A 26,207-nucleotide genomic window follows, 5' to 3' on the forward strand; every position below is an offset into this window, starting at 1 on the left:
AGCATCAGAGCCGGCGCAGCAGCAGGCGCAGATCGGGGCCGATGCGGTCCACCGCGTGAAAGCCCAGTTGCACCGAGTCGCTCAGTGCCGTGAGCGCTGGCAAATTCGCCAGGCCCTGACCGGGGCCCAGCAGCTGGGGGGCGAGGTAAATCAGGTATTCGTCTACCAGACCTTCGCGGATGAAGGAGCCGTTGAGCTTGTGGCCAGCTTCCACATGCAGCTCGTTGATTTCGCGTCGGGCCAGGTCGCGCAGCATGCCCGCCAGATCCACCTTGCCACCGGGGCCCGGCATGTCGATCACGGTGACGCCGCGTGCGCACAGGGCAACGCGTTTCTCGGTTTGCGCAGCGTTGGCCGGGTCGATTGCCGTGTAAACCCAGATCTGCCGGGCCTGATCGCCTGCGCCTTGGGTGTCCAGCAGCCGGGCGTTCAGTGGCATGTCGAGGCGGCTGTCCACCACCACCAGGTGCGGTTGACGCGGTGTGTTGAGGCCGCGCACATTGAGCCAAGGGTCGTCTTCGAGCACGGTGCCAATGCCGGTCAGGATGGCGCAAGCGCGGGCACGCCAGACGTGCCCATCGGCGCGGGCCTCGGGCCCGGTGATCCACTGGCTTTGGCCATTTTGCAAGGCGGTTTGCCCATCGATCGAAGCGGCCATCTTCATGCGCACCCAGGGCATTTGACGTTCCATGCGGCTGAAAAACCCGAGGTTCAGTTCACGCGCTTGCACGACGATCTCATCGGTCGCATCCAAAATTTCGGTCTGAACGCCCGCAGCTGCCAAGCGCGCCATGCCTTGGCCCGCAACTTGGGGGTTCGGGTCGGTCAGGGCCGCAACCACGCGGCCGATGCCGGCGGCCGCCAGCGCGTCGCAGCAGGGCCCGGTGCGTCCTTGGTGGGCACAGGGCTCCAGCGTGACCCAGGCGGTGGCGCCTTGAACGCTCTGGCCACGTGCCGCTGCATCGCGCAGGGCCATGATTTCAGCGTGGGGACCGCCTGCACGCTGGGTGTGGCCTTGGCCGAGCACCGTGCCATCGGCCGCAGTGATGACGCAGCCCACACGCGGATTGGGCGAAGTCAGCCACAGCGCCTGGCGGGCCAAGTTCAATGCCAAATTCATGGCCGGGTGCCGGGGTTGGTCGGTCAGGGGTGTCGGTTTCGAATGGGTCACGGCGAAATTCGGGTGCAGCAAATCATGGCAAGGATACGCCAAGCCAGGCGGGTACCGCATCGCGGCTGCTGTGCAAAACGAGTTCACCCATGGGAGGCTGGACCTGCCCGGGTGAGCTTGCCCCTGCGCCTTCACCAGAGGCCTGTCCACTGGTGCCCAAACCGGGTCCCGCGGTCGGCCACTGGACACGCACCCTCAGGTCCTCCAAGGCCAGGCCGGGGCGCGTTTGCAGCTGGACTTGCAGGCTGTAGGCCGTGCCTTGCACCATGCTGGAGACTTGCAGGGCGCAGCCTGTGCGGCCCGATTGGTGGCAGTCCATGGCGTCCAGGGCGAGGACCATGGCCACCGTGCGCTGGCGCGTGTCGCTGGCGGTGTGCAGGGCGTGCAGGGTCAGGCGCGTGGCCGCAGCCAGCCCTATGCCCAGCACCGCCGAAGCCACCAGCGCCTCGATCAGCGCCATGCCTTGCAGCCTGCGCCGTGATGGCTTGTGGGGTGAGCGGTTGAGGGCCCGTCGATTGACGAACATGGTGCTCATGGCCCGCCCTCGCGCCAGCTGCCAGGCACGCGTTGCACCTGGCGCGTGTCCATGCCCGCAGGCCATGGCAGCCGGTAGGGCGCTTGGGCCAGTTCGCGCGCCTGTATGCGGCTGCCGGCTTGCAACTCGGGCAAGCCCGACGCCACCACCAATTGCCCTTCGATGTGCCCGGCGTGCCAGGCGCGGGCTCGGTTGTCCTGACATTGAGTCTGCAGAACCACGGTGCCCACCACACGCACGCCCGCAGCCATGGACGGGCAGCGCTGGGCGCAGGCTTGCTCCGAAAACACCAACAGCACAGGGGCCTCGGGTGAGCCCAAACTTTGGCTCCAGGTGGCTGAGCTGTCCACCCAGTAAACGCTGCGCGCGGGTTGGCTCAGGGCGCTCAAGCCGTTGCGCGATTGCGCTTCAGACCAGGCACGGATTTGTTCGGGGGTGATGTCGCCCAGTACGCTGGTCCACGCAATAGGCGTGCAAGTGCCAGGGATGGGGCTGGGTGTGTTGATGTTGGGGCAAGCGCTGGCCTCTTGCGTGGCCAAAGCACAGCCATGGAGCACCACGGCGGCCGTGTTGGCGGGGTCTGGGGCCGGTGCCACGGTGGGGATGAACACTTCGGCCTGGACCTGCGCTTGGCTTGTGCCATCTTTTAAGCTGACGCGGGCCAACAGTTGGGCCACATGGGGCGAGTGGATCAGGTCGCGCACGGCCAGCACTTGTGCCACGGCGTCGGGCAGGCCTGGGTGAGTCGGCGGCTGCAGGGCCACGCACTGCCAGCGTGGACCGCTGAAGTTGGCTGGGCAGGGCGCGTGCGCTGGGTCAGCCCTCCACAAGGGCGGCGTTGCAGCGGCTGTGTATTGCCGCTGCAATTCGGCCCGTGCCCAAGCCAGGGCGGCTTCGGCGGCCAGTCGCGCCTGAGCGGCCTGGCTTTGGTTGTGGCTGGCCAGGCGGTCCACCCATACGCTGCGGGCACTGTAAAAACTGGCCAGACTGGCCAGCAGCGTCAGGCTGATCGCCGCCAGCAGATTGATGGCACCGTTTTGCCCATCGCGACCCTGAAGCGCCCTGCGGTCCGATGGTGCTGCGAGATGGCGCAGCGCAAGCAGATCGATCATGGGGCTGCCCCACACGCCGCAGGCCAGGGCGTGGCGGGCACGTCGTTGCGCAGCGACACGGTTTGCGACAGGCTCAGGGACCGTTTGGGGTCGCGCGGCCATTGCGCACTGAGGTGCACCGTCACCCATCGCGCCACCCAGCGCCCACGTTTTTCGCAGTGCACTTGCCACTGCAAGCCGGTCATTTTGATGCTGCCCGCATCGGTCAAATCGGTCCAGACCTCGGGTGAACAGGCGGTGCGGATTTGCAGCTCATGGTCCTTCAAGCGGAAACCCGAACACTCGTTGTTGTCCAGCAGGCCGCTTCGGTTGCGGTCCAGCCCAAAGCCGATGCGCTGACCTTCTACCCGCAAATCGGCTGGCTCTGCGCAAAAAGCGTCGTTACATTGCGCCGTGGCGCGTCCTCGCCAAGCTTGTCCGAGTGACTGCGCCTGGAGCAACTCCCGCGTGATGTTGTCCAGCGCCGAGCGCAGGTCGTGGTGCACATGGCTGTCTTGCAGGGCCAGTCGATGGCCGTGCAATTGCTGCGCCAGCATCTGGCTGCCTGCGGCCAGCACCACCCAACCCACGCCCAGGCCCACCAACAAGCCCACCAAGGTTTCGCCCAGCTGTTGGCGTGCTTGACGGTGACAGTGTTGGCCCGCGAGGCCAAACGCTGTGGAGGCATTCGTTGAGTGCCTAACGGCTGGTTCTGTCATGGATAGGTCTGACTTGTGCATGTGGTGGGCAGCCACAACGCACTCACTGCCGCCAGCAGCGACCCGGATCGCCTGTCAGATCGGCCCCGCTGCTGAACACCACGCTGGCCATGTGCTGCAGTTGCAAACGCATGGGCGCGCAGGCGCTGTCACGTGCTTGTGCGCCGATGGGTGTGGCGATCAGGCTGTAGCCCTCGCTGTCGGCGTCAGCGATCGCCAGGCGGTAATGCCCCCCCGGAGACAAGTCGCCTGCCCAGCCCAGGCTGGCCAAATCGGCGGCATGGCTGCTGTGGGTGCCACGCCATCGGGCTTGGGCCAGTTGCAGTTGCTGCAAGGCGCTTTGTGCATCGCTGCGCCGGGCTTGGCGCTGTTGGGCCTCAAACGAAGGCAAGGCCACAGCAGCCAAGACGGCCATCAAGGCCAGGCTGACCAGCAACTCGCTCAGGGTCCAACCAGCATGGGTTGTCGGTGCGCGCACCACGGGCCTTTGTCTGGAACAACGCATGTCACTCTCCTTGCTTGGGCCTGATATTTTGAATACTTAATATTCACTTGTACAGTGCACCAAGCGGTGGCCACTCAAGGGCCATCACAGGCTGAATTGGCATATTTTTGGACACACCTCAGAAGGAGGGCCGCTCATGCGCGAATGGGGTTTCACGCTGCTTGAGTCGCTGGTGGTTTTGGCTTTGCTGGCGGTGCTGCTGTCTTTGGCGGCACCCAGTCTCCAAGGTCTGCGGCAAAAGCACCAGATGCAAAGCCATGCGGAGCAATTGCAGGCCAGCTTGCTGCTGGCGCGTTCGGAGGCTTTGCGCCGCCAGCAGCGGGTGACCCTGTGTGTGCGTGCTTCAGCAGCCCATGCGGGGCCTGACTGCGCCACAGCGGGAACTTGGGCGCAAGGTTGGGTGGTGTTTGTCGATGGCAACGACAGCGGCCGTCGCGAGGCGGCTGAGCCCGTGCTGCAGCAGCAAGAAGCCTTGCCGGGATTTTTGACGCTTCAAGGAAATGCCACGGTGGATCGCTACATCTCGTACGGTCCGCTAGGCCGCAGCCAAAGCACCACGGGTGCCTTTCAGGCGGGGACCTTGACCCTGTGTGGGGTGGGCCTGCCCCATGTTTGGCGGGTGGTGATCAACGCGGTGGGCAAACCCCGTCTGGAAAAAGCCGATCGTCAGCAAGATGCGAATTGCTAAGGGCGGGCTCTTGACTTGAATCCAGGCCTTGACAGCTTGGGCCGCGCCCAAGTGCCGGGCAGTTTTGAACCAGCGCACCGGCGCTGGCGTGAGCCGCTCATTTACCGCTGGACTTCGTCGACCAGTGTTTTGAACGCGTCGATGTCTTCGAAGTTGCGGTAAACGCTGGCAAAGCGGACATAGGCCACTTTGTCGAGCTTTTTCAACTCACGCATGACCCATTCACCAATGCGGTGCGAGGCCACTTCGCGGATACCCAGATTCAGCAGGTTTTCCTCAATCCGCTCAATGGCGCTGTCCACTTGTTCTGTACTCACAGGCCGCTTGCGCAAAGCCAGGTTCAAGCTGCCACGCAGTTTGTCACGTTGGTACTCGATGCGCCGGCCGTCTTTTTTGACGATGGCCGGAAAGTTGACCTCCGGCTTTTCGTAGGTGGTGAAGCGCTTCTCACAGGCGCCGCACTGGCGACGACGCCGGATGAAATCCCCGTCCTCGGCCAAACGGGTCTCGACCACCTGGGTTTCGAGGTGGCTGCAAAACGGGCATTTCATCGCGCGGGTCTATCAGCCGTAGACCGGGAAGCGGCTGGTCAGGGCGTGCACCTTGGCGCGCACAGCGGCCAAATTGGCTTCGTCCAGCGGGTTGTCCAGCACATCGGCGATCAGGTGGGCCGTGGCGCGGGCTTCTTCGTCCTTGAAACCGCGGGTGGTCATGGCCGGGGTGCCAATGCGTACGCCGCTGGTCACAAACGGCTTTTCAGGGTCGTTGGGGATGGCGTTCTTGTTGATGGTCATGTGGGCATTGCCCAAAGCGGCTTCGGCCACTTTGCCGGTGATGCCCTTGGCCCGCAGGTCCACCAGCATGACGTGGCTTTGGGTGCCACCGCTGACGATGCGCAAGCCGCGAGCGGTCAAGGTCTCGGCAATGATCTGCGCGTTCTTGATCACTTGGGCTTGGTAGGCCTTGAACTCAGGAGCCAGCGCCTCTTTGAAAGCCACAGCCTTGGCCGCGATCACATGCATCAGCGGGCCGCCTTGCAAGCCGGGGAAGATGGCGCTGTTGATGGCTTTCTCGTGCTCGGCCTTCATCAAGATGATGCCGCCGCGGGGGCCGCGCAGACTCTTGTGGGTGGTCGAGGTCACCACGTCGGCGTGTGGCACGGGGTTGGGGTAGACACCAGCTGCAATCAGACCCGCGTAGTGGGCCATGTCCACCAAAAAGATCGCGCCGACTTCCTTGGCCACTTTGGCAAAGCGCGCCCAGTCGATGTGCAGGCTGTAGGCAGAGGCACCGGCAATGATCAGCTTGGGCTTGGTTTCGCGGGCCTTGGCTTCCATGGCCTCGTAGTCGATGGCTTCGTTGGCGTCCAAGCCGTAGGACACGACATTGAACCACTTGCCCGACATGTTCAGCGGCATGCCGTGGGTCAGGTGACCGCCTTCAGCCAGGCTCATGCCCATGATGGTGTCGCCGGGCTTCAGGAAGGCCAGGAACACGGCCTCGTTGGCCGATGCGCCGCAGTGCGGCTGCACGTTGGCCGCTTCGGCGCCGAAGATCTGTTTGATGCGATCGATGGCCAACTGCTCGGCCACGTCCACGTGCTCACAGCCGCCGTAGTAGCGCTTGCCGGGGTAACCTTCGGCGTATTTGTTGGTGAGCTGGCTGCCTTGGGCGGCCATGACGGCGGGCGAGGCGTAGTTTTCGCTGGCGATCAGCTCGATGTGGTGTTCTTGGCGAGCGTTTTCGGCTTGGATGGCAGCGAAAAGCTCGGGATCGGTTTGTTCAATCAGAGTATTGCGGTTGTACATGGCAGTCCTTTGGATGGAGGTGACCTTGACCAGAACCCGGCGTGAACGGACAAGGGCTGCCCAGGCGAACGGCTTAAAACCTGGCCCGGATGAAAGTCAATGCCCGGTCAGGCTGTGCGCTTCCCAGTGGTTCGGCAGTGAATCGGGTCACCACGCTCCACGTCAGAGTGTTCTGTTTTGCTGAGAAAACAGGCTCCTATCGCCAGTCGCGCACCCGCTGAGTGTAGCCCAGGCGGCACCGCAGATCCGGTCAATCGCTCACATTTGGGTTTTTGGCAATGGCGTCTGAGAGGCGTTGGTTTTGTTGGCCAAAGCTGTTTTTTGACCTTGGCTGATGTGGTCCATCAATTTTTGCTCGGCCAAAACGCGTTCCACATATTGCTCGCCTTTGCCCTGTCCAGAGGCGAGCGCATACAAGCGCAGTGCTTCTTCGAGCGAGGTTGTATCGTGTATCAAGCCCTGCAGGTAACGTGTGCCCACCCTCAGATTGGTCAAGGGGTCAAAAGCAGCCAATCGGCCGCCAAAGGGTGAAAGGACTGTGCTGTGGGCGTCAGGTTCGATCTGCATCAGGCCCATGGCGCCTTGGCTGCCTGAGGCAAAAGGATTGAAGCGTGACTCGATGGCCATGATGGAGAGGATCAAGGTGGGAGCGATTTGGCTGCGCTCACCCAGCGACCAGGCTTCAGACACCAAGGCGGCCAAGGGCTCTGGAGAGATCTTGTATTTTCGGCTGAGCCATTGCGTCACCGCCACTTGTTCCTGGTTCAAGTTGTTCACCGATGTGGCTGTGGAGCGTTCAGCAGGGCTTGGGGGCCATGGGGCTTCTTGGGCTTGGAGCAGTTGAACCTGTCGCCCTTGCAGCCAGCCAATCAGGGTGTCGTTGGCGGTTTGTTGCAGACCAGGGCGGGCCACGAAAGTCAGAGCAATAGCCACCACGATCAGACCAATTAACGCCAAACTGTGCCGTGTGATCTCAACAAATCCCTCGCGCACATCGCAAATCAGGGTGTGGGCAACCAGTTTCAGCCTGGTCCATGTCGCTGTCATAACACTTCCTCTCATGCCAAGCACAAGCCGCCGAAGAGGCCATGACTTGATGGGTTGGTGGGTACGCGACCCGAAACAAGTGAATGGCACTTTTTCGGGTTGAGCCGGATTCGGCAGCGGTATCGGGTAATCCCTAGTGAATCCAGGGTGGGGCGAATTTTAGGAACTTTTCATAACCCGTCAAGTATATAAATTTACAAAAAACATGATTTTTGTCATAAAGAAAATTTCAGAGTGCTGAATCGATCAGAGATTGCGCCCTAAAACACGCCAAGTGTTTGTGCGGCTCAAATACCGGCGAAAATAGCCGTTTGACGCCCGATTGGCAGACTTGCGAAGTCAAGTGCCGCCGTTTCGGCCTGTATGCCCTGTGGGCAACACCGTGATTTAAAGTTTTAACCGTGACTTCTTCTAAGCCTTTTGACATCGCCGCCCTGGACTCTTTGACCGCAGGGATTTTCAATGCGCCCACCTCCGGCGATCGCGGAGCTCGCCTGCGCGAGTGGTTGCAGTCCGAGCCCTCCGAGGAGCTGATGTCCGAGGTTTACCGCGAACTCTCGGGGCGCGACAAGGGTGTGGCCAAGTTGCTCAAGGAAAAGCTCGATGACCTCAAGCGCCTGCATGGGCAAGAGTCACTGGCCACTGAATGGGCCCAAAAAGCCGAACATTTGCTGCAAGCCTCACGCTTGAACATCGCCGATGCACTGGCGTGGCAGCGCGATGCCGCCAAAGCCGGCGCACCGCTTTCGCGCGAGCCCTTGGCGGGCTTCAAGCAGCGCTTGACCGAAGTGGTCAAGGGCGTGGAAGACCTGCAGCACCAAGTCATGGTGCAGCGCGAAGCGGCCGTGTTGCTGGCCCAGCGCATCGAGGTTTTGTCGACCAAATCGCTGGCCGAGGCGCTGGGTGGTCAAACCGGCTTGCAGGCCGATGTGGCGCAGTGGCAGAACCAAGCCCAGGCCCTGACCCACAACAGCGTCTGGCCCAGTGTGGACTTGAAGTATCCGCCACAGCTGGAGGCTGCGGGCAAGCAACTGCAAGCGGTGTGGGATGGCTTTTCGGCCGCCGCAGGCGTGGCCGCGTTGGCCCAAAGTGACGCCTCGGCCGCCTTGCCCCCCGTGCCCGTGTGGGCCGATGAGATCCGCCGCCTGCGCGGTGAGTTGCCCCAGCACGCTGCAGCGGCTTCCGAATCGGTCAAGCCTGCCAAGTCAGTCAAAACAGAACCCGCCGAAAAACCGGCCAAACCCAAAATCGACCCGGCCCAGCGCCAGGCCTTGCGCGAGCAAGCCATGGCGGCGGTGACCGAGGTGTTGCAGATGCTGGAAAAGCAGCTTGTGGAGGTCCAAGATGCCCCGCCTGCCGAGGCCACAGCCGCCTTGCGCAATGCGCTCAAGACCCATGGCAAGCATCTGGACACCAGTCTGGATGAGCGTCTGCACAAGGCCTTGACGGCGGGTGGGGACGCCGAGGGTTGGCAGCGCTGGCTCGCCGATCAGGTGCGCACCGAGCTGGTCACCCAGGCCGAAGCTTTGCTGGACGCTAACAAAGCCCCCACCGTGGGTGGCCGAAAAATGCAGGACAAGCTGCGCCAACTGCGCGACAGCTGGAAGCAAATTGACCAAGGTGGCCTGCCCAACCATGCGCTGTGGAAGCGCTTTGATGCGGCTTGCAACGAGGCCTACAAAACCGTGCTGGCGTGGCTCGAGCAGATGAAAAAAGACTCGGCCGACCAACGCGCCCAGCGTGTGGCGCTGATGGACGAGGTCAAGGCATGGACCGCAGAGAATGCCCAAAGCGAGGACTGGCGTGCCCAGCTTCGCGCATTGCATCAGTTTGCTGACCGTTGGCGCAATGCCGGTCACTTGAGCGAGAAGGCCTTTGGCGAAATGCAGGGCCAGTGGAAAGGTATTTTCAAAGCCGCAGCGGCCCGCCTTGAAGCAGCGCAAAAATCCAGCATTGATCGCCGCCAGGCCCTGATCAACGAGGCGCGTGAAGTGGGCTCTGCACCGGCTTTGCGTGTGGATGCCGTCAAGGCCCTGCAGCAACGCTGGCAAGTGGAGGCGCAGTCGGTACCCCTAGACCGCAAGACCGAACAAAAATTGTGGGAAGTGTTCCGCGCTCCGCTGGACGAAGCGTTCCAGCGTAAGGGCACAGATCGCCCACAAGCTGCAGGTCCCCTGAGCGATCGAGACCGTGCGGTCATCGACGCCTCCAAAGCCCTGGATGCGGCCAACGCCAGTGGCGACGCGGCCAAGATTCGCGCTGCCATGGCTGCGCTTGACGCTGCCCTGCGCGGGCAAGCCCTGCAGGCGCAAGCCGCCCAGTCTGCCGCGACTTCAACAGCCAACCCTGTGGTTGCGCCCACGACCGATGCATCGGCCCAGACGCCAGGTGATGAGGCTGCAGCTTCTGCAGCCGCAGCGACCGAAACGATGTCAGACGAACAAGCCAGCGCCGCTGCATCGTCTGCTGCCGAACAGTCGGGGTCTGAATTGGACAACGCCAGCCCTGATCAGCCTGCGGCGGTGGCCCCCAAGCCTGCCAAACCCGTGGTGGCCGTGCGCGGCGACGACCGCCCTGGCCAAAAGCGCGCCGAAGCCCCTGCTGGGCGCGACGGCCGACGTGATGGCCGCCCTGGTGAGCGCGGTGCGCGCCCCGGGGGTGACCGCGGACAAGGCGCGGGCCGCTTTGGTGACCGTGGCGCTGAACGCGGCGGAGACCGTTTTGGTGACCGCGCGCCCCGTGAAGACCGAGGCCCACGTCTGGGGGATGCCGCTTTCCGCGCCCAACGCGAAGCTTTGGAGCGGGCCGAAATGTCGCTGCGTAAGTTGGCCGCTCAGGCGCACGGCGAAACCCTTGGCCGCGTGATGACGGCTTGGCAAGAGCGCCAGGCCGAGGCGCTGCCTACGGTGCAAGAGTTGGGCAAAGGCGTCAACGCCACCACCCGTCAGGCCTGGGCACAAGCTGTGAGCGCCGAGCCTAAAACACCAGCGGCTACCGCCTTGCTGCGCCTGGAGATGGCGGCCGATGTGCCAACACCCGCTGACAAACTCAGCGAACGCCGCGCCTTGCAGTTGCAACTGCTGACCCAGCGCAACCAACCTGGCCCCAGCGAAACCTGGGCACAGGACGTGGCGCAGGTTCTGTCAGGCCCCCACGAGGAGGGCACGGCTCGCCGCTTGCAAAACGTGCTCAAGAACTTGTTGCGCAGTTGAGCCAATGGCGGTCACACTTTGAAGGTTTGACCGCCAAGGCTGGATGAGATTTTCAATTTGTTTGATGGGCCATTGATGCCTTCTAAATTGCCCGGTTATGTTTGTCCACCTGCGCCTTCACTCCGAATTTTCTGTCGTTGACTCGACCTGCCGCATCGACGATGTGGTCAAGTTGGCGGCGAAGGACGCCCAGCCTGCGCTGGCCATCACCGACCTGAACAACCTGTTTGGCACCGTCAAGTTTTACAAGGAAGGGCGGGGCAAGGGGGTTAAGCCCATCATTGGTGCAGAGATCAACCTTGAAGGTCTGGGGGGCGACGTCGTAGCCACCAGCCGGGTGGTGCTGTTGGTACAAAACCACCCCGGTTACCTCAATTTGTGCGAGCTTCTGGCCCGTGCCTGGACACAAAACATCGTCAAAGGCGTGGCAGTCGTCAAGCTGGCATGGCTCAAGGAATTGTCCGACGGATTGATTTTGCTTTCAGGTGCGCAAGCTGGCCCGGTGGGTCAGGCCATCGTGCAGGGCGACAGCGACAAGGCCGCCGATGTGGCGCTGCAACTGGGTTCGGTCTTTCCGCACCGGTTTTACCTGGAGCTGCAACGCGCAGGCCGGCCCGAAGACGAGCCGCAAGTAGCGGGTGCTGTGGCGCTGGCCGCACGCTTGGGTTTGCCGGTGGTGGCCACCCACCCGGTACAGTTCCATGCCGCTGAGGATTACGAGGCGCACGAAGCGCGCGTGTGCATCTCTGAAGGCGAGATTTTGGCCAACCCGCGCCGGGTGCGGCGTTTCACCCGCGAGCAGTATTTCAAGTCGGCGGCGCAAATGTGTGCTTTGTTTGCCGATGTGCCCAGTGCCATTGCCAACACTTTGGAAATTGCCAAGCGCTGCAACTTGAGTTTGGTGTTGGGCAAGCCCCAGCTGCCCAATTTCCCGATCCCGCCTGTCCATGGCGTGGTGATGTCGGTGGATGACTATTTCCGCCATGTCTCGTTTGAAGGCCTGGAGGAACGCCTCCAGCACCTGTACCCCGACCTGGCCAAACGCGATGCCGAAAGGCCGCGCTATGTGGAGCGGTTGGAGTTTGAGCTGGGCACCATTTTGAAGATGGGCTTCCCCGGTTACTTCCTGATCGTGGGTGACTTCATTCAGTGGGCCAAGGCCAATGGCTGTCCGGTCGGCCCGGGCCGGGGTTCGGGTGCCGGTTCGTTGGTGGCCTACGCACTCAAGATCACCGACCTGGACCCGCTGCAATACAGCTTGCTGTTTGAGCGCTTTTTGAACCCCGAGCGGGTGTCCATGCCCGACTTCGACATCGACTTTTGCCAGGGCAACCGCGACCGGGTGATTGACTACGTCAAGGACAAATACGGGCGCGATGCGGTCAGTCAGATCGCCACCTTCGGCACCATGGCCGCGCGTGCGGCCATCCGCGACGTGGGCCGTGTGCTCGACATGAGTTATACGTTTTGCGACGGCATCAGCAAGCTCATCCCCAACAAGCCGGGCATGTCGGTCACGCTGCAATACCCGCCCGCCACGCCCAAAGAGGGCGACAAGAACAATTACGCCATTGCGATGGAGCCCATCTTGGCCGAGCGCATCGAGCGCGAAGAGGATGTGAAAACCCTGATCGAGCTGGCGCAAAAGCTCGAAGGCATGACGCGCAACATCGGCATGCACGCCGGGGGCGTGTTGATCGCGCCGGGCAAGCTCACTGACTTTTGCCCGCTGTACCAGCAGCCCGGCAGTGAATCGGCGGTGAGCCAATACGACAAGGACGACGTGGAAGCGGCGGGCCTGGTCAAGTTCGACTTCTTGGGCCTGGCCACGCTGACGATTCTGGAGATCGCCCGCGAGTTCATCATGAAGCGGCACAAGGGCCAGGAGAACTTCGCCTTTGAAAACATCCCGCTGGACGATGCGCCGACCTACAAACTGTTTTCGGACGGCAAGACCGAGGCCGTGTTCCAGTTTGAAAGCCGGGGCATGCAGGGTATGTTGCGCGATGCGCGGCCGAGTCGCTTGGAAGACCTGATTGCGCTGAACGCTTTGTACCGCCCGGGCCCGATGGACCTGATCCCCAGCTTTGTGGCCCGCAAGCACGGACGCGAAGAGGTGGAGTACCCGCACCCGGCGGTGGCTGAGATGCTGAGTGAGACCTACGGGATCATGGTCTACCAAGAGCAGGTGATGCAGACGGCGCAGATCCTGGGCGGCTACTCGCTCGGTGGTGCCGACTTGTTGCGCCGCGCCATGGGCAAGAAAAAGGCCGAAGAAATGGCCGAGCACCGCGAGAAGTTCCGCGCGGGCGCATTGGCCACCCACAACATCCCGCAGGACAAGGCCGATGAAGTCTTTGACCTGATGGAAAAATTTGCGGGCTACGGTTTCAACAAGTCGCACGCTGCCGCTTATTCGCTGCTGGCCTACCACACCGGTTGGCTCAAGGTGCACTACACCGCCGAGTTCTTCTGCGCCAACATGACGGTGGAGATGGACGACACCGACAAACTCAAGGTCTTGCACGAGGATGCCCTGAAGTTTGGCATTCGCTTTGACCCGCCGGACGTGAACCGGGGCACGCACCGCTTTGAGCCGGTGACCGACAAGATCATCCGCTACGGCCTGGGTGCCATCAAAGGCACGGGCCAGCAAGCGATTGAAGCCATCGTGGCCGCCCGCAACGAGGGTGGCCCTTTCACCAGCTTGTTTGACTTTGCGGTGCGCGTGGACCGTACACGCATCAACAAACGCACCGTGGACGCGCTCATCAAAGCGGGTGCTTTTGACTCGCTGCACATGAACCGTGCCGCCTTGTCGGCCAGCATCGACAAGGCTTTTGAGTTTGCTGCAGCCACTGTGGCCAACGCCAACCAAGGCGGGCTGTTTGACATGCTGGGCGACGACTCGCACGGCTCCAGCACACAAGAGCCGGACTTGGTGGAGGTCATGCCTTGGGGCATCAAGGAGCGCCTGCTGCTCGAAAAAACCGCTGTGGGCTTTTTCTTGTCCGGCCATTTGTTTGACGCGGTCGAGCGCGAAGTTCGCCAATTTGCGCGTCGCAAGATCGACGATCTGATCGACAGCCGCGAGCCCCAACTGATGGCTGGCATCGTGAGTGATCTGCGCATCATCAACGGCCAACGGGGCAAGGTTGCCATTTTCAAACTCGATGACAAATCGGGTGTGATGGAGGCCACGGCCGACGAAGCCTTGATCAATTCGGCCAAGCATTTGCTCAAAGACGACGAGCTGATCGTTGTCACGGCCAAGATGCAAGCGGATCGGTTTTCGGGTGGCTTTCGCCTCAAGATCGAACAGATCATGGACCTGGGCGCAGCCCGTTGTCGCTATGGCAAATACTTGCGTGTGGCCGTGAATGGCCGCGCGCCCGACATTGCCCGCATCGTCAAAGAGTTCCCAGCGCAGCGCGAGCAAACTGAGCAGGGCGATTTGGTGCGGGGCTTACCCGTGCGCTTGGTGCTGGAGCGCAGCAACGACCAATTGGCTGCCCGCGCTGAGCTGGCGCTGGGTGAAGCGGCCAAGTTTTTCCCGACCGACGCTGCCTTGGCCAGCTGGATGGCGCAGGCCCATCAGGGGCAGGCGCAGATCGTGTACGACGAAAGCCAGAAGATCGTGGCGCTGCCTGTGGTCAGCATGTAGTGTGGCTGTCGCCTGGGTCGGTGGCGTGCCTGCAACGGGTTTGTGCTGACCTGCAATGGCAAGGATGAGAGGACCTTGATGCCACTTTGGCTTGCATCAAGGGCGCATCAAAGGCTCATCAATGGCGCACGTGGGCGCTTGAGGCTGGAGTGACCGAAGGACCCTTGTGCGCCTTCGGTCATGACATCAATCCAGTGGCCGGAACCCCAGCACGATCAAAGGGGGCACACGGCCATCGGTGTCCTTGGGCAGGATTTCTGTTTTGTCGATGGCGCGCAGCACGGCCTCGTCCCAAGCCTTGTTGCCGCTGGAATGCACGATGCGGCGGCTGGTGATGGTGCCGTCGGGTGCCACACGCACTTCCACTTCGGCGCGCGGATTGCCCACCACGTCACCCGGGTAGGCGATGTTGGGTTTGATGCGGCCTACCAAACGGCCTGCATAACTGGCCGAGGGACCTGAGGATTTGAGCGCTGTGCCCGTGGCATTGGGTCCGCCGGATGCGCCGGCCATGCCCTGCATGCGTTGAAGGTTTTCCTGGCGCATGGCGTTCGCACGGGCTTCATCGGCCTTGTCTTGCTTGGCTTTTTGGGCTTGCTCTAGCTGTCGTTTCTTCTCGTCGGCCTTGGCTTTTTCTGCGGCTTTTTTCTTGTCTTGTTCTTTCTTTTCCTGGGCGGCTTTTTCCTTGTCTGCCTTATCTTTGGCGGCCTTGTCCTTTGCGGCCTTGTCTTTTGCAGCCTTTTCTTTCTTGGCCTTTTCTTCGGCTTCTTTTTTCTTCTTTTCAAGGGCCTTGCGTTGGCGCTCGGCCGCTTCTTTTTTCTTCTGGTCTTCTAATTTTTTCTTTTCGAGCGCAATTTGCGCGTCACGCAAGCTGTTGTCGGGCTCCGGTTCAGGGGCAGGCTGGGCTGGCTTGGGAGGCTCGCGCTGAGGCTCTGGTTCGGGTTCGGGTTCAGGTTCGGGTGGTAGAGGCTCTTGCAGTCTGGGGGCTGCCGCTTGCGGCACGGCCGACCACAGCTCGGCTTCGGCTTGCAAGGTTTGGGGCTGGGTTTTCCAGGCAGTGGCCAGGCCCAAGGCCAGGAACAAGGCCAAGTGCGCAGCGCCAGCCACCCCCCAGGCGCGCCCCATGCCCGGCGGTGCCGGGGGCGCGAACTCCAGGTGGGGGGCGGGCTTGGCACTCACGGCGTCATCTTTCAGGGGGCCAGTTGCACCGACAGGCCCACACGTGCGATGCCGGCGCGCTGCAGGCTGTCCATGACCTTGACCACGGTTTCGTATTTCACGGTGCGGTCGGCGCTGATCACGACGGCGGTGTTGGTGCCGTCACCCACCAGGGTTTGCACGCTTTTGGCCACGCTGGACAAAGTGGCGCTGTCGGTTTTGCCGTTGCTGACCAATTCCAGCCGCTCGTTTTTCTGAATGACCACTTGCACCACCTGATCAGGCTGTTTGGCGGCCTTGCCCACGCTGGGCAGATCCACCATGCTGGGCGTGATCATCGGGGCCGTGACCATGAAGATGATGAGCAGCACCAGCATCACGTCGATGAAGGGCACCATGTTGATTTCTGAGATGGTGCGGCGTCCACGGCCACGGGAGGAAGCGGCGGGCATGGTGGTCCTTTCAGTGGCCAGAAGCCGAACTGCCAGCGCTGGCTGAGCCCAGGCTGCGTTGCAAGATGTTGGAGAACTCTTCGATGAAGGTTTCCAGCTTGATGGCGATGCGGTCCACGTCGTGCGAGAAGCGGTTGTAAGCGAGCACCGCAGGAATGGCGGCAAACAGGCCAATGGCGGTGGCGACCAGTGCTTCGGCGATGCCGGGCGCTACGACCGCCAGTGTCACTTGCTGCAAGCTGGCCAGCCCGGTGAAGGCGTGCATGATGCCCCACACCGTGCCAAACAAACCCACATAAGGCGAGATCGAGCCGACCGACGCGAGGAAGGCCAGTTGGGATTCAGCCACATCCATTTCGCGCTGGAAGCTGGCCCGCATCGCGCGGCGTGCGCCGTCGAGCAAGGTGCCTGCGTCGGTGATGCGGCGCTCGCGCAGTTTTTGATACTCGCGCATGCCGCTGGCAAAAATACGCTCCATCGGGCCGGAGAGTTTGGCGTTTTGGCTAGCGGCATTGAACAGCTCGTTGAGGCTGGTGCCCGACCAAAACACGCGCTCAAACTCTTCGTTGAGGTTTTTGATGCGTTTGATGGCGGTGATCTTGCGCACGATGGCTGCCCAGCTGGACACCGAGATGCCGAGCAAAATCAGCACCACCAGTTGCACGACGAAACTGGCGTGCAAGAGCAGCGAGACGATGGACATGTCTTGGTTCATTTCAGGGCTTCCAGAACAGGGGCCGGGATGCGGCCAGGTTTCAAGGTGTGGCTGTCGACCCAACCCAGGCGAATTGTGCCTTCGGCCAGGAGTCGGTCAGCATGGCCGGGGGTACGCAGGACGGCGCGCTGGGCAATGGTCAGGCTGGCTTTGCCGCCCGTTTGAAGCTGTGCAGTGACGACCAAGGTGTCGTCCAAACGGGCGGGCGAGTGGTATTTGACGGCGGTTTCAGACACGACAAACATGCCGCCCGATTGGTCGCGCAGCACCTGCTGGCCAAAACCCAAGGCGCGCAGCCACTCTGTGCGGGCCCGCTCAAAAAACTTGAGGTAGTTGGCATAAAACACGATGCCGCCCGCGTCGGTGTCTTCCCAATAGATGCGGATGGGGTGTTCGAAAACGCTGGTGCTGTTCATGGCTGCAACCAGGCTTTCAGGCGAGCGATGGCGGTCTGCAATTCGGCCATCGAGTTGGCGGTGGAAAAACGCACAAATCGGGCCGTCTGGTCGGTGCCAAAGTCTCGCCCGGGGGTGATGGCCACATGGGCGTTTTCCAGCGCGGCAAAGGCGAAGTCCCAACTGTCTTGGAGGCCCAGCTTTTGGCAGGCGGCGCTGCAATCGGCCCAGGCGTAAAACGCGCCATCGGGGGCGACAGGCACCGTGAGGCCCAGCGCGTTCAGTGCCGGGATGAAGTAGTCGCGCCGCGCTTTGAACTCGGCACGGCGGCGTTCGTATTCGGCCAGGCTTTCGGGCTCAAAGCAGGCCAGGGCCGCCTGTTGCGCCACCGTGCTGGCACAGATGAACAGGTTTTGCGCCAGGCGCTCAAGCACGGGCGTGAGTTGCTCAGGCACCACCAGCCAGCCTAAGCGCCAGCCTGTCATGTTGAAGTATTTGCTGAAGCTGTTGATGCTGATGACATCGTCGCCCAGGGTCAGGGCGCTTTGGCCGAACTGGTCGTCGTGGCTCAGGCCCAGGTAAATTTCGTCGATCAGCGTGATGCCGCCGTGATGGCGAACCACTTCAAGGATACGGGCCAGCTCGGCTGGGTCGATGGAGGCGCCTGTGGGGTTGGACGGGGAGGCCAGCAAGACGCCACGGGTTTTCGGGCCCCAAGCGGCGGCCACCTTGGCGGCGCTGAGTTGAAAACGCTCATCGGCTGTGGTGGGCAGCATGATCGCTGTGCCTTCTGCTGCGCTCACAAAGTGGCGGTTGCAGGGGTAACTCGGGTCGGGCATGAGGATTTCATCGCCCCGGTCAATCAGCGCCAAGCAGGCCAGTTGCAAAGCCGCCGACGCACCCGCGGTGACCACGATGCGGCTGGCGGGCACCTGCACGCCAAAGCGCTGCGCGTACCAGCTGCTGATGGCTTGGCGCAGGGCGTCCAAGCCCAGGGCCGGGGTGTATTGGGTTTGACCAGATGCGACAACAGCCTGTGCAGCCGCTTGCACGCGGGGTGGGGCGGTGAAGTCGGGCTCACCGATGTTCAGAAACACCACAGGCCGGTCGGTGTGTGCGACCTCGCGGGCTTTTTGCGAAGCGGCTTTGGCCACTTCCATCACCCAAAAGGGCTCGATCCGCTCGGCTCGCTCAGAGATGCGCATGGTGTCTGGCTTATTTGGCGCGGCCGGACTGGCGGTCGGCTTGCACTTCAGCGCTGCGCAGTTCGGGGGCCAGTCCGTTCAGCACCGCGTTCACGTATTTGTGACCGTCGGTGCCGCCAAAGTCCTTGGCCAGCTCGATGCATTCGTTGAGCACCACGCGCCAAGGCACGTCCAGGCAGTGCTGCATCTCATAGACACCGATCCACATGATGGCGCGCTCAACGGGCGAGATTTCGGCAAAACTGCGGTCCAGTTTGGGTGCGATCAGGGCGTCCAAGGCCTGGGCTTGCTCTACGCAGCCGTAAAGCAGGGCGTCATAGTGGGCCGAGTCGGCTTTGTGAAAGCCCGAGAGGTCGCGGGTGAAAACGTCGATGTCGGCCGCTTCGTTGCGGCCCACCAGGTGCTGGTACAGCGCCTGAAGGGCGAATTCACGCGAGCGGCTGCGGGCGGGTTTGGCCGAAGATTTGCGTGTGCCTGTTGCGGGCTTTTGGCCTGCGTCTGACGTGCCCGTTGTGGAGGTGTCTTCGGTCATTGGGTGGTCTCTTCGTCGTCCAGGTCATCGGCCAGCTCGGCCATGTCGGCCGACAGGTCGTCCATGATGCAGGCCATTTCAACCGCCACGCGGGCCGCGTCGCGCCCTTTGTCGGTTTGGCGGGCAATGGCTTGCTCGAGGTTTTCGGTGGTCAAGATCGCGTTGGCGATGGGCAAGTTGTAGTCCAGTGCCACGCGGCTGACACCTGCGCCGGATTCGTTGGCCACCAGCTCAAAGTGGTAGGTCTCGCCGCGGATGATGCAGCCCAGCGCAATCAGTGCGTCGTACTCGGCCCGCTCGGCCATGGCCTGCAGGGCCACGGGCACTTCCAGAGCGCCGGGCACCATGACGTGGTCGATGCTGGTCACGCCCAAGGCTTCGAGTTCTTCGATGCAGGCTTTGGCCAGGGCGTTGGTGATGTCTTCGTTGAAGCGGGCTTGCACGATGCCGATGTGCAGAAATTGGCCGTCGAGTTCTTCGGCCTGGCCTTGGTTGGCGCCTTGCATGTTTATTCCTTCGGGATGTAAGCGGTGATTTCGAGGCCGTAGCCGGTCATGCTGGGCATGCGGCGCGGTTGCCCCATGAGGCGCATTTTGTGCACGCCGCATTCGCGCAAAATTTGGGCGCCCACGCCGTAGGTGCGCAGGTCCATCTTGCCGCGTTCGGGCGCTTGGGCTGAGCGGGCGCGGCCTTCAAACTGGGCCAGCAATTGGTCTGCTGACTCGCCACAGTTGAGCAGCACGGCCACGCCACAGCCTTGGCCGTTGATGTAGCTCAGGCTGGCGTCCAGACCCCAAGAGTGCATGGCACGGTTGACTTCGAGGGCGTCGAGCACCGAAAGTGGCTCGTGCACGCGGACCGCCACCTCGGTCTCAGGCATCCATTCGCCCTTGACCAAGGCCAGGTGCACGCTTTGGTTGGTTTGGTCTCGGAAGGCATGGGCGGTGAACTCGCCATGCGCAGTTTGCAGTGGGCGGCTGCCAATGCGTTCCACCAGTGATTCGTTGCGGCTACGGTGCTCGATCAGGTCGGCAATGGTGCCGATTTTCAGGCCGTGCTCGGCCGCGAAGATTTGCAAGTCCGGCAGGCGCGCCATGGTGCCGTCGTCCTTCATGATCTCGCAGATCACCGAAGATGGGCTGCAGCCGGCCATCGCGGCCAGGTCACAACCGGCTTCGGTGTGGCCAGCGCGCATGAGCACGCCGCCGTCCACCGCTTGCAGCGGGAAGATGTGACCAGGTTGCACCAGGTCGGTGGGCTGGCTGGTCTTGGCCACAGCCGCTTGCACCGTGCGGGCACGGTCAGCGGCCGAGATGCCGGTGGTCACACCTTCGGCGGCTTCAATCGACACGGTAAACGCGGTGCTGTAGACGGTGCCGTTGCGCGCCGCCATGGGCGGCAGCTTCAAGAATTCGCAGCGTTCGCGGGTGAGGGTCAGGCAAATCAGGCCCCGACCAAAGCGGGCCATGAAGTTGATGGCTTCGGGCGTGACGTGATCGGACGCCAACACCAGGTCGCCTTCGTTTTCGCGGTCTTCTTCGTCGACCAAGATCACGATGCGACCGGCCTTCATCTCGGCCACGATCTCTTCGACGGGCGAGATCGCCACGGGGGTCAGTTGCGCTGGGGCGTTCATGCGGGGTCTTTCTGGATCAGGCCGGCGCTGAGCATGCGCTCAACATAGCGGGCCACGGTGTCGATTTCGAGGTTGACCCGGCTGCCCGCTTGGAGGCTGCCGAGGGCGGTGTTGTCCACAGTGTGGGGGATCAGGTTGATGCTGATCTCGCAGCCATTCGCCAAATCGGCCACTTTGTTCACAGTCAGGCTCACGCCGTTGACGGTGATCGAGCCTTTGTAGGCCAGGTATTTGGCCAGGGCGAGCGGGGCCAGGATGCGCAACTCCCAGCTTTCACCGATCTGCTCGAAATGGCTGATTTGGCCCACCCCGTCCACGTGGCCGGACACGATGTGCCCGCCCAAGCGGTCATGGGCTCGCAGTGCTTTTTCGAGGTTGACGCTGCCTTGCTGGTCCAAGCCGCTGGTTTTGTCCAGCGATTCGGCTGAGATGTCGATGGTGAACTGACGGCTCTCGGGGTTGAAGGTGGTGACGGTCATGCATGCGCCGTTGAGGGCGATGCTGTCGCCAAGGCCCACATCGTCAAGGTACCCGGCGGGGGCCTCAATGGTGAGGCGCTTGCCGTGGTGTAAAGAGCGACCCAGGTCGTGGGTGGCGACGATTCGCCCCACGCCGGTGATGATTCCGGTGAACATAGCTGTCTATTTTCGCAGGTAAAGAGGGTGAATCGGGACGGTTGGCAACAAAAAAGGGCTCAAGTTTGAAGCCAAACCAACTTTCGGGCTCAGGGTAAACCAAGGCACCAAGGCACCAAGGCACATGGCGAGTGCCTAGAATGTTGCATTGCAGCAGATTTTTCAAATGCAGTGCCCCATCAGGAGTTTTCCTTGCCGGCCAAATCCCAAGCCAAGTCCCCAGCCAAGTCGTCCCCAGCCGAGCCCTCAGCCCGTCAGTCTTTGCCCGTAGCCGTGCGCACGATCAAGAAATACCCGAACCGGCGCTTGTACGACACACAAACCTCCTCTTACGTGACCTTGGCCGAGATCAAAAAACTGGTCATGGTGGCGTCGCCCATGGTGGTGCTGGACGCCAAAACCGGCGAGGACCTGACGCGCTCCATCTTGCTGCAGATCATTTTGGAAGAGGAGTCTGCGGGCGTGCCTATGTTCAGCGAGGCGGTGCTGTCCAACATCATCCGTTTTTATGGGCACGCGATGCAGGGCCACATGGGCTCTTATTTGGAGAGCCATGTCCAGTCATTTATGGACTGGCAAAGCAAGCTGGGCGAGTCCAGTCCGGCCCTGAGCCCTGAAGTGTGGTCGCAGTTCATGCAGTGGCAAACGCCTTTGATGCACAACATGTTTTCTGGTCTGGCCAACCCCTCGCAAAACGTGATGACGCAAATGCAGGATCAGATGCAAAAGCAGATCCAGAAGAACGCAGAGCAGCTCTTGGGGGTCATGGGTTTGAGAACTTGATAGGCATTGCATGCCCTTTTGTCACAAGCCGGTCGTTTTTGCGGGGACAATGCGGGGATGAGTGAAATGACCGCTACCGCCCCCTTGCCCGCCAGCCAGTCCGCCCCCAAAGTGGGTTTCGTCAGTTTGGGTTGTCCCAAAGCGCTGACCGATTCTGAGTTGATCCTCACCCAGCTGAGCGCCGAGGGCTACCAGACCTCCAAGACTTTTGAGGGCGCTGACCTCGTCATCGTCAACACCTGTGGCTTCATTGACGAAGCCATCCAGGAGAGCCTGGACACGATTGCCGAAGCCCTGAACGAGAACGGCAAAGTGATCGTGACCGGTTGCCTGGGTGCTAAAACAGGCGAGGGTGGTGGCAATATGGTGCGTGAAATGCATCCCAGTGTGTTGGCCGTGACCGGGCCACATGCCACCCAAGAGGTGATGGACGCGGTGCACACGCACCTGCCCAAACCCCATGACCCGTTTTTGGATTTGGTACCCGGTGGCTTTGGCGAAGCGGGTCTCAAGCTCACGCCACGCCACTACGCGTATTTGAAAATCAGCGAAGGCTGCAACCACCGCTGCACCTTTTGCATCATCCCGTCCATGCGGGGCGACCTGGTTTCGCGCCCGATTGGCGATGTGCTCAAAGAAGCCAAGGCCTTGTTTGAAGGCGGCGTGAAAGAGTTGCTGGTGATCAGCCAGGACACTTCGGCCTACGGCGTGGATGTGAAATACCGCACGGGATTTTGGGACGGCAAACCGGTCAAGACCCGAATGCTGGAATTGGTGCAGACCTTGGGCGAGATGGCTCGCGAGCACGGTGCTTGGGTTCGTTTGCACTATGTCTACCCGTATCCGAGCGTGGACGACATCATTCCCTTGATGGCTGAAGGCCTGGTTTTGCCATATCTGGATGTGCCGTTTCAGCACAGCCACCCCGATGTGCTGCGGCGTATGAAGCGCCCGGCCAGCGGCGAAAAAAACTTGGAGCGCATCCAGCGCTGGCGCGAGTTGTGCCCCGAGTTGGTGATCCGCAGCACCTTCATTGCCGGTTTCCCAGGCGAGACCGAGGAAGAGTTTGAGCACCTGCTGGGCTTTTTGCGCGAGGCGCAAATCGACCGCGCAGGGTGTTTTGCCTACAGTCCGGTTAAGGGCGCAACGGCCAACGATTTGCCCGGCATGCTCCCTGAGGCTCTGCGCGAAGAGCGCCGCGCCCGATTCATGGCTGTGGCCGAGGAAGTGTCGATTGCCCGCCTGCACCAACGTGTGGGCGCCACCATGCAGGTGCTGGTGGACAGTGCTCCGGCCATGGGCCGACGCGGTGGGGTGGGGCGCAGCTTTGGTGATGCGCCCGAGATCGATGGTGTGGTGCGTTTGCTGCCACCCGAGAAGATCAGCAAAACCCTCAAAGTGGGTGAATTCACCCGCGCCCGCATTGTCAGCGTGGAAGGCCACGATTTGGTGGGGGTGCCGGTTTGAGTGGGTGCGTTGCGCTGCCCGCCCGCTGTCGGTCGGCTTGGCTGCGTCACGTGCGGTACGGTTTGAATCCACTCAGCTTTCAATTCAAGCCTCGTTTTTCAGACAACAAAAAAGCCGTTGATCAGAAATCAACGGCTTGGTGTTTTTTTAACGCATCTTGTGCGATCAATTTGGTGCCCAGAAGAGGACTCGAACCTCCACGATGTTACTCGCTAGTACCTGAAACTAGTGCGTCTACCAATTCCGCCATCTGGGCATCTCAGGAAGCCTCTGATTATAGGTCAATGGGTGCGCATCTTCAGGTGAGGCATGATAAAAGTACAAAAATTTCTGAAGGCTGCCATGCAGGTCAAAAAAAAGCCGATGACTTGAGGTCATCGGCTTTTTCAGGTTTTTGTTTGTTTAAGATGGTGCCCAGAAGAGGACTCGAACCTCCACGATGTTACTCGCTAGTACCTGAAACTAGTGCGTCTACCAATTCCGCCATCTGGGCATCTCAGGAATCCAAGGATTGTATATTAAAAAAGTAGCTCCAACCAGCGGGATGCTGGACGAAATCGAAGGTCAGGTGCAAGGTCACCGCGACGGTCATGGCTTTCTGATTCGCGAAGATGGCGAGTCGGATATCTATCTTTCTCCCAACGAAATGCGTGCCGTGTTGCACAAAGACCGCGTCAAGGTGCGCATCGTGCGACAGGACCGCAAGGGACGGCCAGAAGGCCGCATTGTTGAGATCGTTGAGCGCCCCGAGCAACCCATCATCGGTCGCTTGCTCCAAGAGGGCGGCTTGTGGCTTGTGGCACCCGAAGACAAACGCTACGGCCAAGACGTGATGATTCCCAAAGGCGCCACGGGCACGGCCAAGCCGGGCCAGGTGGTGGTGGTCGAGTTGACCGAGCCGCCCGCCTTGTTCGGTCAACCTGTGGGCCGCGTGAAAGAAGTGTTGGGTGAGATCGACGATCCGGGCATGGAGATCGAGATTGCGGTGCGCAAATACAGCGTGCCGCATGAGTTCTCTGCAGGCTGTCTGGAGCAGGCCAAAGGCTTGCCCGATAAGGTCCTCGCCAAGGACCGCAAGGACCGGGTGGATTTGCGCGATGTGCCCTTGGTCACGATCGACGGTGAAGACGCCCGCGACTTTGACGACGCCGTGTATTGCGAGCCAGCCAAAGTGGGCCGGGGCAAAGGCTGGCGTTTGTTGGTGGCGATTGCTGATGTGAGCCACTACGTGCAGACGGGTAGCGCCATTGACATCGATGCTTACGACCGCGCCACCAGCGTGTATTTTCCGCGCCGCGTGATTCCCATGCTGCCCGAAAAATTGTCCAACGGCCTGTGCTCGCTCAACCCCGACGTGGACCGTTTGTGCATGGTGTGTGACATGCTGGTCAATGCCAAAGGCGATGTGCACGCCTACCAGTTTTACCCGGCGGTGATGCACAGCCATGCGCGCTTTACCTACACCGAAGTCGCGGCCATTTTGGCCAACACCCGTGGGCCAGAAGCGGCCAAGCGCAAGGCGCGTGTGACCGACCTGATGAACTTGCAGGACGTCTACAAGGCGTTGCTGGCTTCGCGTGCGGTGCGCGGTGCGGTGGACTTTGAAACCACCGAGACGCAAATCGTTTGCGACGAGAGCGGCCGTATTGAGAAGATCGTGCCGCGTGTGCGCAACGAAGCGCACCGTTTGATTGAAGAAGCCATGCTGGCGGCCAACGTCTGCAGCGCGGACTTCATCCAACAGGGCAAGCACCCCGGCTTGTTCCGGGTGCACGAAGGCCCCACGGCTGAGAAAAAAGACATCCTGCGCAATTACCTCAAGGCCCTCGGTTTGGGCATGGGCATCAGCGACGAGCCGCAGACCAGCGAGTTTCAGAAAATCGCGCTCGCGACCAAAGACCGCCCGGACGCGCAGCAGATCCACACCATGCTGTTGCGCTCGATGCAGCAGGCCATTTACACACCGGTCAACAGCGGTCACTTTGGTTTGGCCTACGAGGCCTACACCCACTTCACCAGCCCGATCCGGCGCTACCCGGATTTGCTGGTGCACCGGGTCATCAAGGCGATTTTGTTGGACCGCAAATACACGCTGCCCAGCTTGCCTGTGCCGGGTGAAGCGCATGCCAAGCTGAGCAAACGGTTGGAGAAAAGCCGTGCGGCCAAGGGCGACGCGCCCGAGCCGTCGGCGCCACGGGTGCGCATGTCGGCGGCGGACCAACGCGCATGGGAAGCTGCGGGCCTGCATTGCAGCGCCAACGAGCGCCGTGCCGACGAGGCCAGTCGCGATGTGGAGGCCTGGCTCAAGTGCAAGTACATGCGTGAGCATTTGGGTGAGGAATACAGCGGTGTGGTGTCTGCGGCCACGAGCTTCGGCATCTTTGTGACCTTGGACACTTTGTATGTTGAGGGGTTGGTGCACATCACCGAGCTGGGCGGCGAGTATTTCCGCTTTGACGAGTTGCGCCAAGAGTTGCGCGGCGAGCGCACGGGTATCCGTTATGCCATTGGCAGCCGGGTGCAGGTGCAGGTCAGCCGTGTGGACTTGGACGGGCGCAAGATCGACTTCCGCTTGGTGACTGCTGGCGACGATTTGGTGCCGCGAGCCCTGCGCGACAAAGGCGTGTCAGCGCCTGCGGAAGGTGGGCGCGAGAAGAAGCGCGGCGCTCAAGATCGCCGCATGGCCGATGCCGAGCGCAATCGCTCACCCATCCAGGCCCTCAAAGCTTCGGTGAAAAAAGCGGCCGCTAAGAAAAAAGGCCCGAGGACCACCAAGCCTCGGCGCTGAG

23 protein-coding genes, 2 tRNA genes and 1 riboswitch are annotated in these 26,207 nt (G+C 61.6%); of the genes, 6 read left to right on the forward strand and 19 right to left on the reverse strand.

The window, feature by feature from the left end; translation table 11 throughout:
* Positions 1-4: 4 nt before the first annotated feature.
* The 5 genes from ribD to B9Z50_RS06135 all read right to left on the reverse strand — a co-directional run bounded on the left by ribD (position 5) and on the right by B9Z50_RS06135 (position 4,021).
* Positions 5-1,120 (reverse strand): bifunctional diaminohydroxyphosphoribosylaminopyrimidine deaminase/5-amino-6-(5-phosphoribosylamino)uracil reductase RibD, encoded by a 1,116-nt coding sequence (gene ribD / locus B9Z50_RS06115; protein ID WP_108363607.1) that lies wholly within the window; start codon positions 1,118-1,120, stop codon positions 5-7.
* 73 nt (positions 1,121-1,193) lie between these two features.
* Positions 1,194-1,706: a hypothetical protein gene (locus B9Z50_RS06120; protein ID WP_108362796.1), complete on the reverse strand. Its 513-nt coding sequence runs from the start codon at positions 1,704-1,706 to the stop codon at positions 1,194-1,196.
* The gene (locus B9Z50_RS06125; protein WP_233249789.1) at positions 1,703-2,818 is read right to left on the reverse strand and encodes a hypothetical protein; all 1,116 of its coding nucleotides are present in this window, start codon (positions 2,816-2,818) and stop codon (positions 1,703-1,705) included. The genes B9Z50_RS06120 and B9Z50_RS06125 overlap by 4 nt, the downstream gene beginning before the upstream one ends.
* Positions 2,815-3,516, reverse strand: a complete 702-nt coding sequence (locus tag B9Z50_RS06130; RefSeq protein WP_233249790.1) for a hypothetical protein — start codon at positions 3,514-3,516, stop codon at positions 2,815-2,817. Before B9Z50_RS06130 ends, B9Z50_RS06125 begins: the two co-directional genes overlap by 4 nt.
* A 43-nt stretch (positions 3,517-3,559) precedes the next feature.
* Positions 3,560-4,021, reverse strand: a complete 462-nt coding sequence (locus B9Z50_RS06135; RefSeq protein WP_108362797.1) for a type IV pilin protein — start codon at positions 4,019-4,021, stop codon at positions 3,560-3,562.
* Positions 4,022-4,157: 136 nt separating this feature from the next.
* Between B9Z50_RS06135 and B9Z50_RS06140 the strand changes: the two genes are divergently transcribed.
* Positions 4,158-4,709: a GspH/FimT family protein gene (locus B9Z50_RS06140; protein ID WP_108363613.1), complete on the forward strand. Its 552-nt coding sequence runs from the start codon at positions 4,158-4,160 to the stop codon at positions 4,707-4,709.
* Positions 4,710-4,810: 101 nt separating this feature from the next.
* Here B9Z50_RS06140 and nrdR read toward each other — a convergent pair whose 3' ends face one another.
* The 3 genes from nrdR to B9Z50_RS06155 form a co-directional block, all read right to left on the reverse strand.
* On the reverse strand, positions 4,811-5,260 hold the full coding sequence (gene nrdR / locus B9Z50_RS06145) for a transcriptional regulator NrdR (RefSeq protein ID WP_108362798.1): 450 nt from the start codon (positions 5,258-5,260) through the stop codon (positions 4,811-4,813).
* Between the two features lie 12 nt (positions 5,261-5,272).
* Positions 5,273-6,517 carry a serine hydroxymethyltransferase gene (glyA, locus tag B9Z50_RS06150; protein WP_108362799.1) on the reverse strand — a complete coding sequence of 415 codons (1,245 nt, stop codon included), beginning with the start codon at positions 6,515-6,517 and terminating at the stop codon, positions 5,273-5,275.
* 51 nt (positions 6,518-6,568) lie between these two features.
* Positions 6,569-6,737: riboswitch (ZMP/ZTP riboswitch) on the reverse strand.
* A gap of 38 nt (positions 6,738-6,775) precedes the next feature.
* Positions 6,776-7,564, reverse strand: a complete 789-nt coding sequence (locus tag B9Z50_RS06155; RefSeq protein ID WP_158270642.1) for a lytic transglycosylase domain-containing protein — start codon at positions 7,562-7,564, stop codon at positions 6,776-6,778.
* 401 nt (positions 7,565-7,965) lie between these two features.
* Between B9Z50_RS06155 and B9Z50_RS06160 the strand changes: the two genes are divergently transcribed.
* Positions 7,966-10,776, forward strand: coding sequence for a DUF349 domain-containing protein (locus B9Z50_RS06160; protein WP_233249791.1), 2,811 nt, complete (start codon positions 7,966-7,968; stop codon positions 10,774-10,776).
* 97 nt (positions 10,777-10,873) lie between these two features.
* Entirely contained in the window at positions 10,874-14,440 is a 3,567-nt protein-coding gene (gene dnaE, locus B9Z50_RS06165) for a DNA polymerase III subunit alpha (RefSeq protein ID WP_108362801.1), read from the forward strand.
* A gap of 186 nt (positions 14,441-14,626) precedes the next feature.
* On the opposite strand, the gene tolA is transcribed toward dnaE, so the two are convergent.
* From tolA to B9Z50_RS06210, 9 genes are read right to left on the reverse strand one after another with little or no spacing between them, the layout of a single operon-like run.
* Positions 14,627-15,619: a cell envelope integrity protein TolA gene (gene tolA / locus B9Z50_RS06170; protein ID WP_233249792.1), complete on the reverse strand. Its 993-nt coding sequence runs from the start codon at positions 15,617-15,619 to the stop codon at positions 14,627-14,629.
* A gap of 11 nt (positions 15,620-15,630) precedes the next feature.
* Complete coding sequence (locus B9Z50_RS06175; protein ID WP_108362802.1) at positions 15,631-16,050, reverse strand: biopolymer transporter ExbD; 420 nt, start codon at positions 16,048-16,050, stop codon at positions 15,631-15,633.
* 10 nt (positions 16,051-16,060) lie between these two features.
* Entirely contained in the window at positions 16,061-16,765 is a 705-nt protein-coding gene (tolQ, locus tag B9Z50_RS06180) for a protein TolQ (protein ID WP_108362803.1), read from the reverse strand.
* A complete protein-coding gene (ybgC, locus tag B9Z50_RS06185) occupies positions 16,762-17,181 on the reverse strand; it encodes a tol-pal system-associated acyl-CoA thioesterase (protein ID WP_108362804.1) in 420 nt (139 codons plus the stop codon). Before ybgC ends, tolQ begins: the two co-directional genes overlap by 4 nt.
* A complete protein-coding gene (locus tag B9Z50_RS06190) occupies positions 17,178-18,365 on the reverse strand; it encodes a pyridoxal phosphate-dependent aminotransferase (protein WP_108362805.1) in 1,188 nt (395 codons plus the stop codon). Before B9Z50_RS06190 ends, ybgC begins: the two co-directional genes overlap by 4 nt.
* A 10-nt stretch (positions 18,366-18,375) precedes the next feature.
* Complete coding sequence (gene nusB / locus B9Z50_RS06195; RefSeq protein WP_108362806.1) at positions 18,376-18,897, reverse strand: transcription antitermination factor NusB; 522 nt, start codon at positions 18,895-18,897, stop codon at positions 18,376-18,378.
* A complete protein-coding gene (ribH, locus tag B9Z50_RS06200) occupies positions 18,894-19,403 on the reverse strand; it encodes a 6,7-dimethyl-8-ribityllumazine synthase (RefSeq protein ID WP_108362807.1) in 510 nt (169 codons plus the stop codon). Before ribH ends, nusB begins: the two co-directional genes overlap by 4 nt.
* Positions 19,404-19,405: 2 nt before the next feature.
* Entirely contained in the window at positions 19,406-20,533 is a 1,128-nt protein-coding gene (gene ribBA / locus B9Z50_RS06205) for a bifunctional 3,4-dihydroxy-2-butanone-4-phosphate synthase/GTP cyclohydrolase II (protein ID WP_108362808.1), read from the reverse strand.
* Positions 20,530-21,168, reverse strand: a complete 639-nt coding sequence (locus tag B9Z50_RS06210) for a riboflavin synthase (RefSeq protein WP_108362809.1) — start codon at positions 21,166-21,168, stop codon at positions 20,530-20,532. Before B9Z50_RS06210 ends, ribBA begins: the two co-directional genes overlap by 4 nt.
* Positions 21,169-21,360: 192 nt before the next feature.
* Here B9Z50_RS06210 and phaR point away from each other — a divergent pair, with 192 nt between their 5' ends.
* On the forward strand, positions 21,361-21,951 hold the full coding sequence (gene phaR, locus B9Z50_RS06215; RefSeq protein WP_108362810.1) for a polyhydroxyalkanoate synthesis repressor PhaR: 591 nt from the start codon (positions 21,361-21,363) through the stop codon (positions 21,949-21,951).
* A 57-nt stretch (positions 21,952-22,008) separates the two neighbouring features.
* Positions 22,009-23,418, forward strand: coding sequence for a 30S ribosomal protein S12 methylthiotransferase RimO (gene rimO / locus B9Z50_RS06220; protein ID WP_108362811.1), 1,410 nt, complete (start codon positions 22,009-22,011; stop codon positions 23,416-23,418).
* Between the two features lie 171 nt (positions 23,419-23,589).
* On the opposite strand, the gene B9Z50_RS06225 is transcribed toward rimO, so the two are convergent.
* Positions 23,590-23,674, reverse strand: a tRNA-Leu gene (locus tag B9Z50_RS06225).
* A 152-nt stretch (positions 23,675-23,826) separates the two neighbouring features.
* Positions 23,827-23,911, reverse strand: a tRNA-Leu gene (locus B9Z50_RS06230).
* A 51-nt stretch (positions 23,912-23,962) separates the two neighbouring features.
* Here B9Z50_RS06230 and rnr point away from each other — a divergent pair.
* Positions 23,963-26,206 carry a ribonuclease R gene (gene rnr, locus B9Z50_RS06235; protein WP_199221679.1) on the forward strand — a complete coding sequence of 748 codons (2,244 nt, stop codon included), beginning with the start codon at positions 23,963-23,965 and terminating at the stop codon, positions 26,204-26,206.
* Position 26,207: the final 1 nt, after the last annotated feature.

Origin of the sequence: Limnohabitans sp. Bal53, assembly GCF_003063355.1 — a bacterium.
Taxonomy (GTDB): Bacteria; Pseudomonadota; Gammaproteobacteria; order Burkholderiales; family Burkholderiaceae_C; genus Limnohabitans_A.

Coding starts and splice junctions, on each gene's coding strand:
- rimO (WP_108362811.1), top strand. CDS start 22,009: ATGAGTGAAATGACCGCTACCGCCCCCTTGCCCGCCAGCCAGTCCGCC.
- B9Z50_RS06125 (WP_233249789.1), bottom strand. CDS start 2,818: ATGATCGATCTGCTTGCGCTGCGCCATCTCGCAGCACCATCGGACCGC.
- B9Z50_RS06130 (WP_233249790.1), bottom strand. CDS start 3,516: ATGACAGAACCAGCCGTTAGGCACTCAACGAATGCCTCCACAGCGTTT.
- B9Z50_RS06140 (WP_108363613.1), top strand. CDS start 4,158: ATGCGCGAATGGGGTTTCACGCTGCTTGAGTCGCTGGTGGTTTTGGCT.
- ybgC (WP_108362804.1), bottom strand. CDS start 17,181: ATGAACAGCACCAGCGTTTTCGAACACCCCATCCGCATCTATTGGGAA.
- B9Z50_RS06210 (WP_108362809.1), bottom strand. CDS start 21,168: ATGTTCACCGGAATCATCACCGGCGTGGGGCGAATCGTCGCCACCCAC.
- B9Z50_RS06190 (WP_108362805.1), bottom strand. CDS start 18,365: ATGCGCATCTCTGAGCGAGCCGAGCGGATCGAGCCCTTTTGGGTGATG.
- ribD (WP_108363607.1), bottom strand. CDS start 1,120: ATGAATTTGGCATTGAACTTGGCCCGCCAGGCGCTGTGGCTGACTTCG.
- B9Z50_RS06175 (WP_108362802.1), bottom strand. CDS start 16,050: ATGCCCGCCGCTTCCTCCCGTGGCCGTGGACGCCGCACCATCTCAGAA.
- nusB (WP_108362806.1), bottom strand. CDS start 18,897: ATGACCGAAGACACCTCCACAACGGGCACGTCAGACGCAGGCCAAAAG.
- rnr (WP_199221679.1), top strand. CDS start 23,963: ATGCTGGACGAAATCGAAGGTCAGGTGCAAGGTCACCGCGACGGTCAT.
- glyA (WP_108362799.1), bottom strand. CDS start 6,517: ATGTACAACCGCAATACTCTGATTGAACAAACCGATCCCGAGCTTTTC.
- ribH (WP_108362807.1), bottom strand. CDS start 19,403: ATGCAAGGCGCCAACCAAGGCCAGGCCGAAGAACTCGACGGCCAATTT.
- B9Z50_RS06120 (WP_108362796.1), bottom strand. CDS start 1,706: ATGAGCACCATGTTCGTCAATCGACGGGCCCTCAACCGCTCACCCCAC.
- B9Z50_RS06155 (WP_158270642.1), bottom strand. CDS start 7,564: ATGACAGCGACATGGACCAGGCTGAAACTGGTTGCCCACACCCTGATT.
- B9Z50_RS06135 (WP_108362797.1), bottom strand. CDS start 4,021: ATGCGTTGTTCCAGACAAAGGCCCGTGGTGCGCGCACCGACAACCCAT.
- ribBA (WP_108362808.1), bottom strand. CDS start 20,533: ATGAACGCCCCAGCGCAACTGACCCCCGTGGCGATCTCGCCCGTCGAA.
- nrdR (WP_108362798.1), bottom strand. CDS start 5,260: ATGAAATGCCCGTTTTGCAGCCACCTCGAAACCCAGGTGGTCGAGACC.
- dnaE (WP_108362801.1), top strand. CDS start 10,874: ATGTTTGTCCACCTGCGCCTTCACTCCGAATTTTCTGTCGTTGACTCG.
- tolQ (WP_108362803.1), bottom strand. CDS start 16,765: ATGAACCAAGACATGTCCATCGTCTCGCTGCTCTTGCACGCCAGTTTC.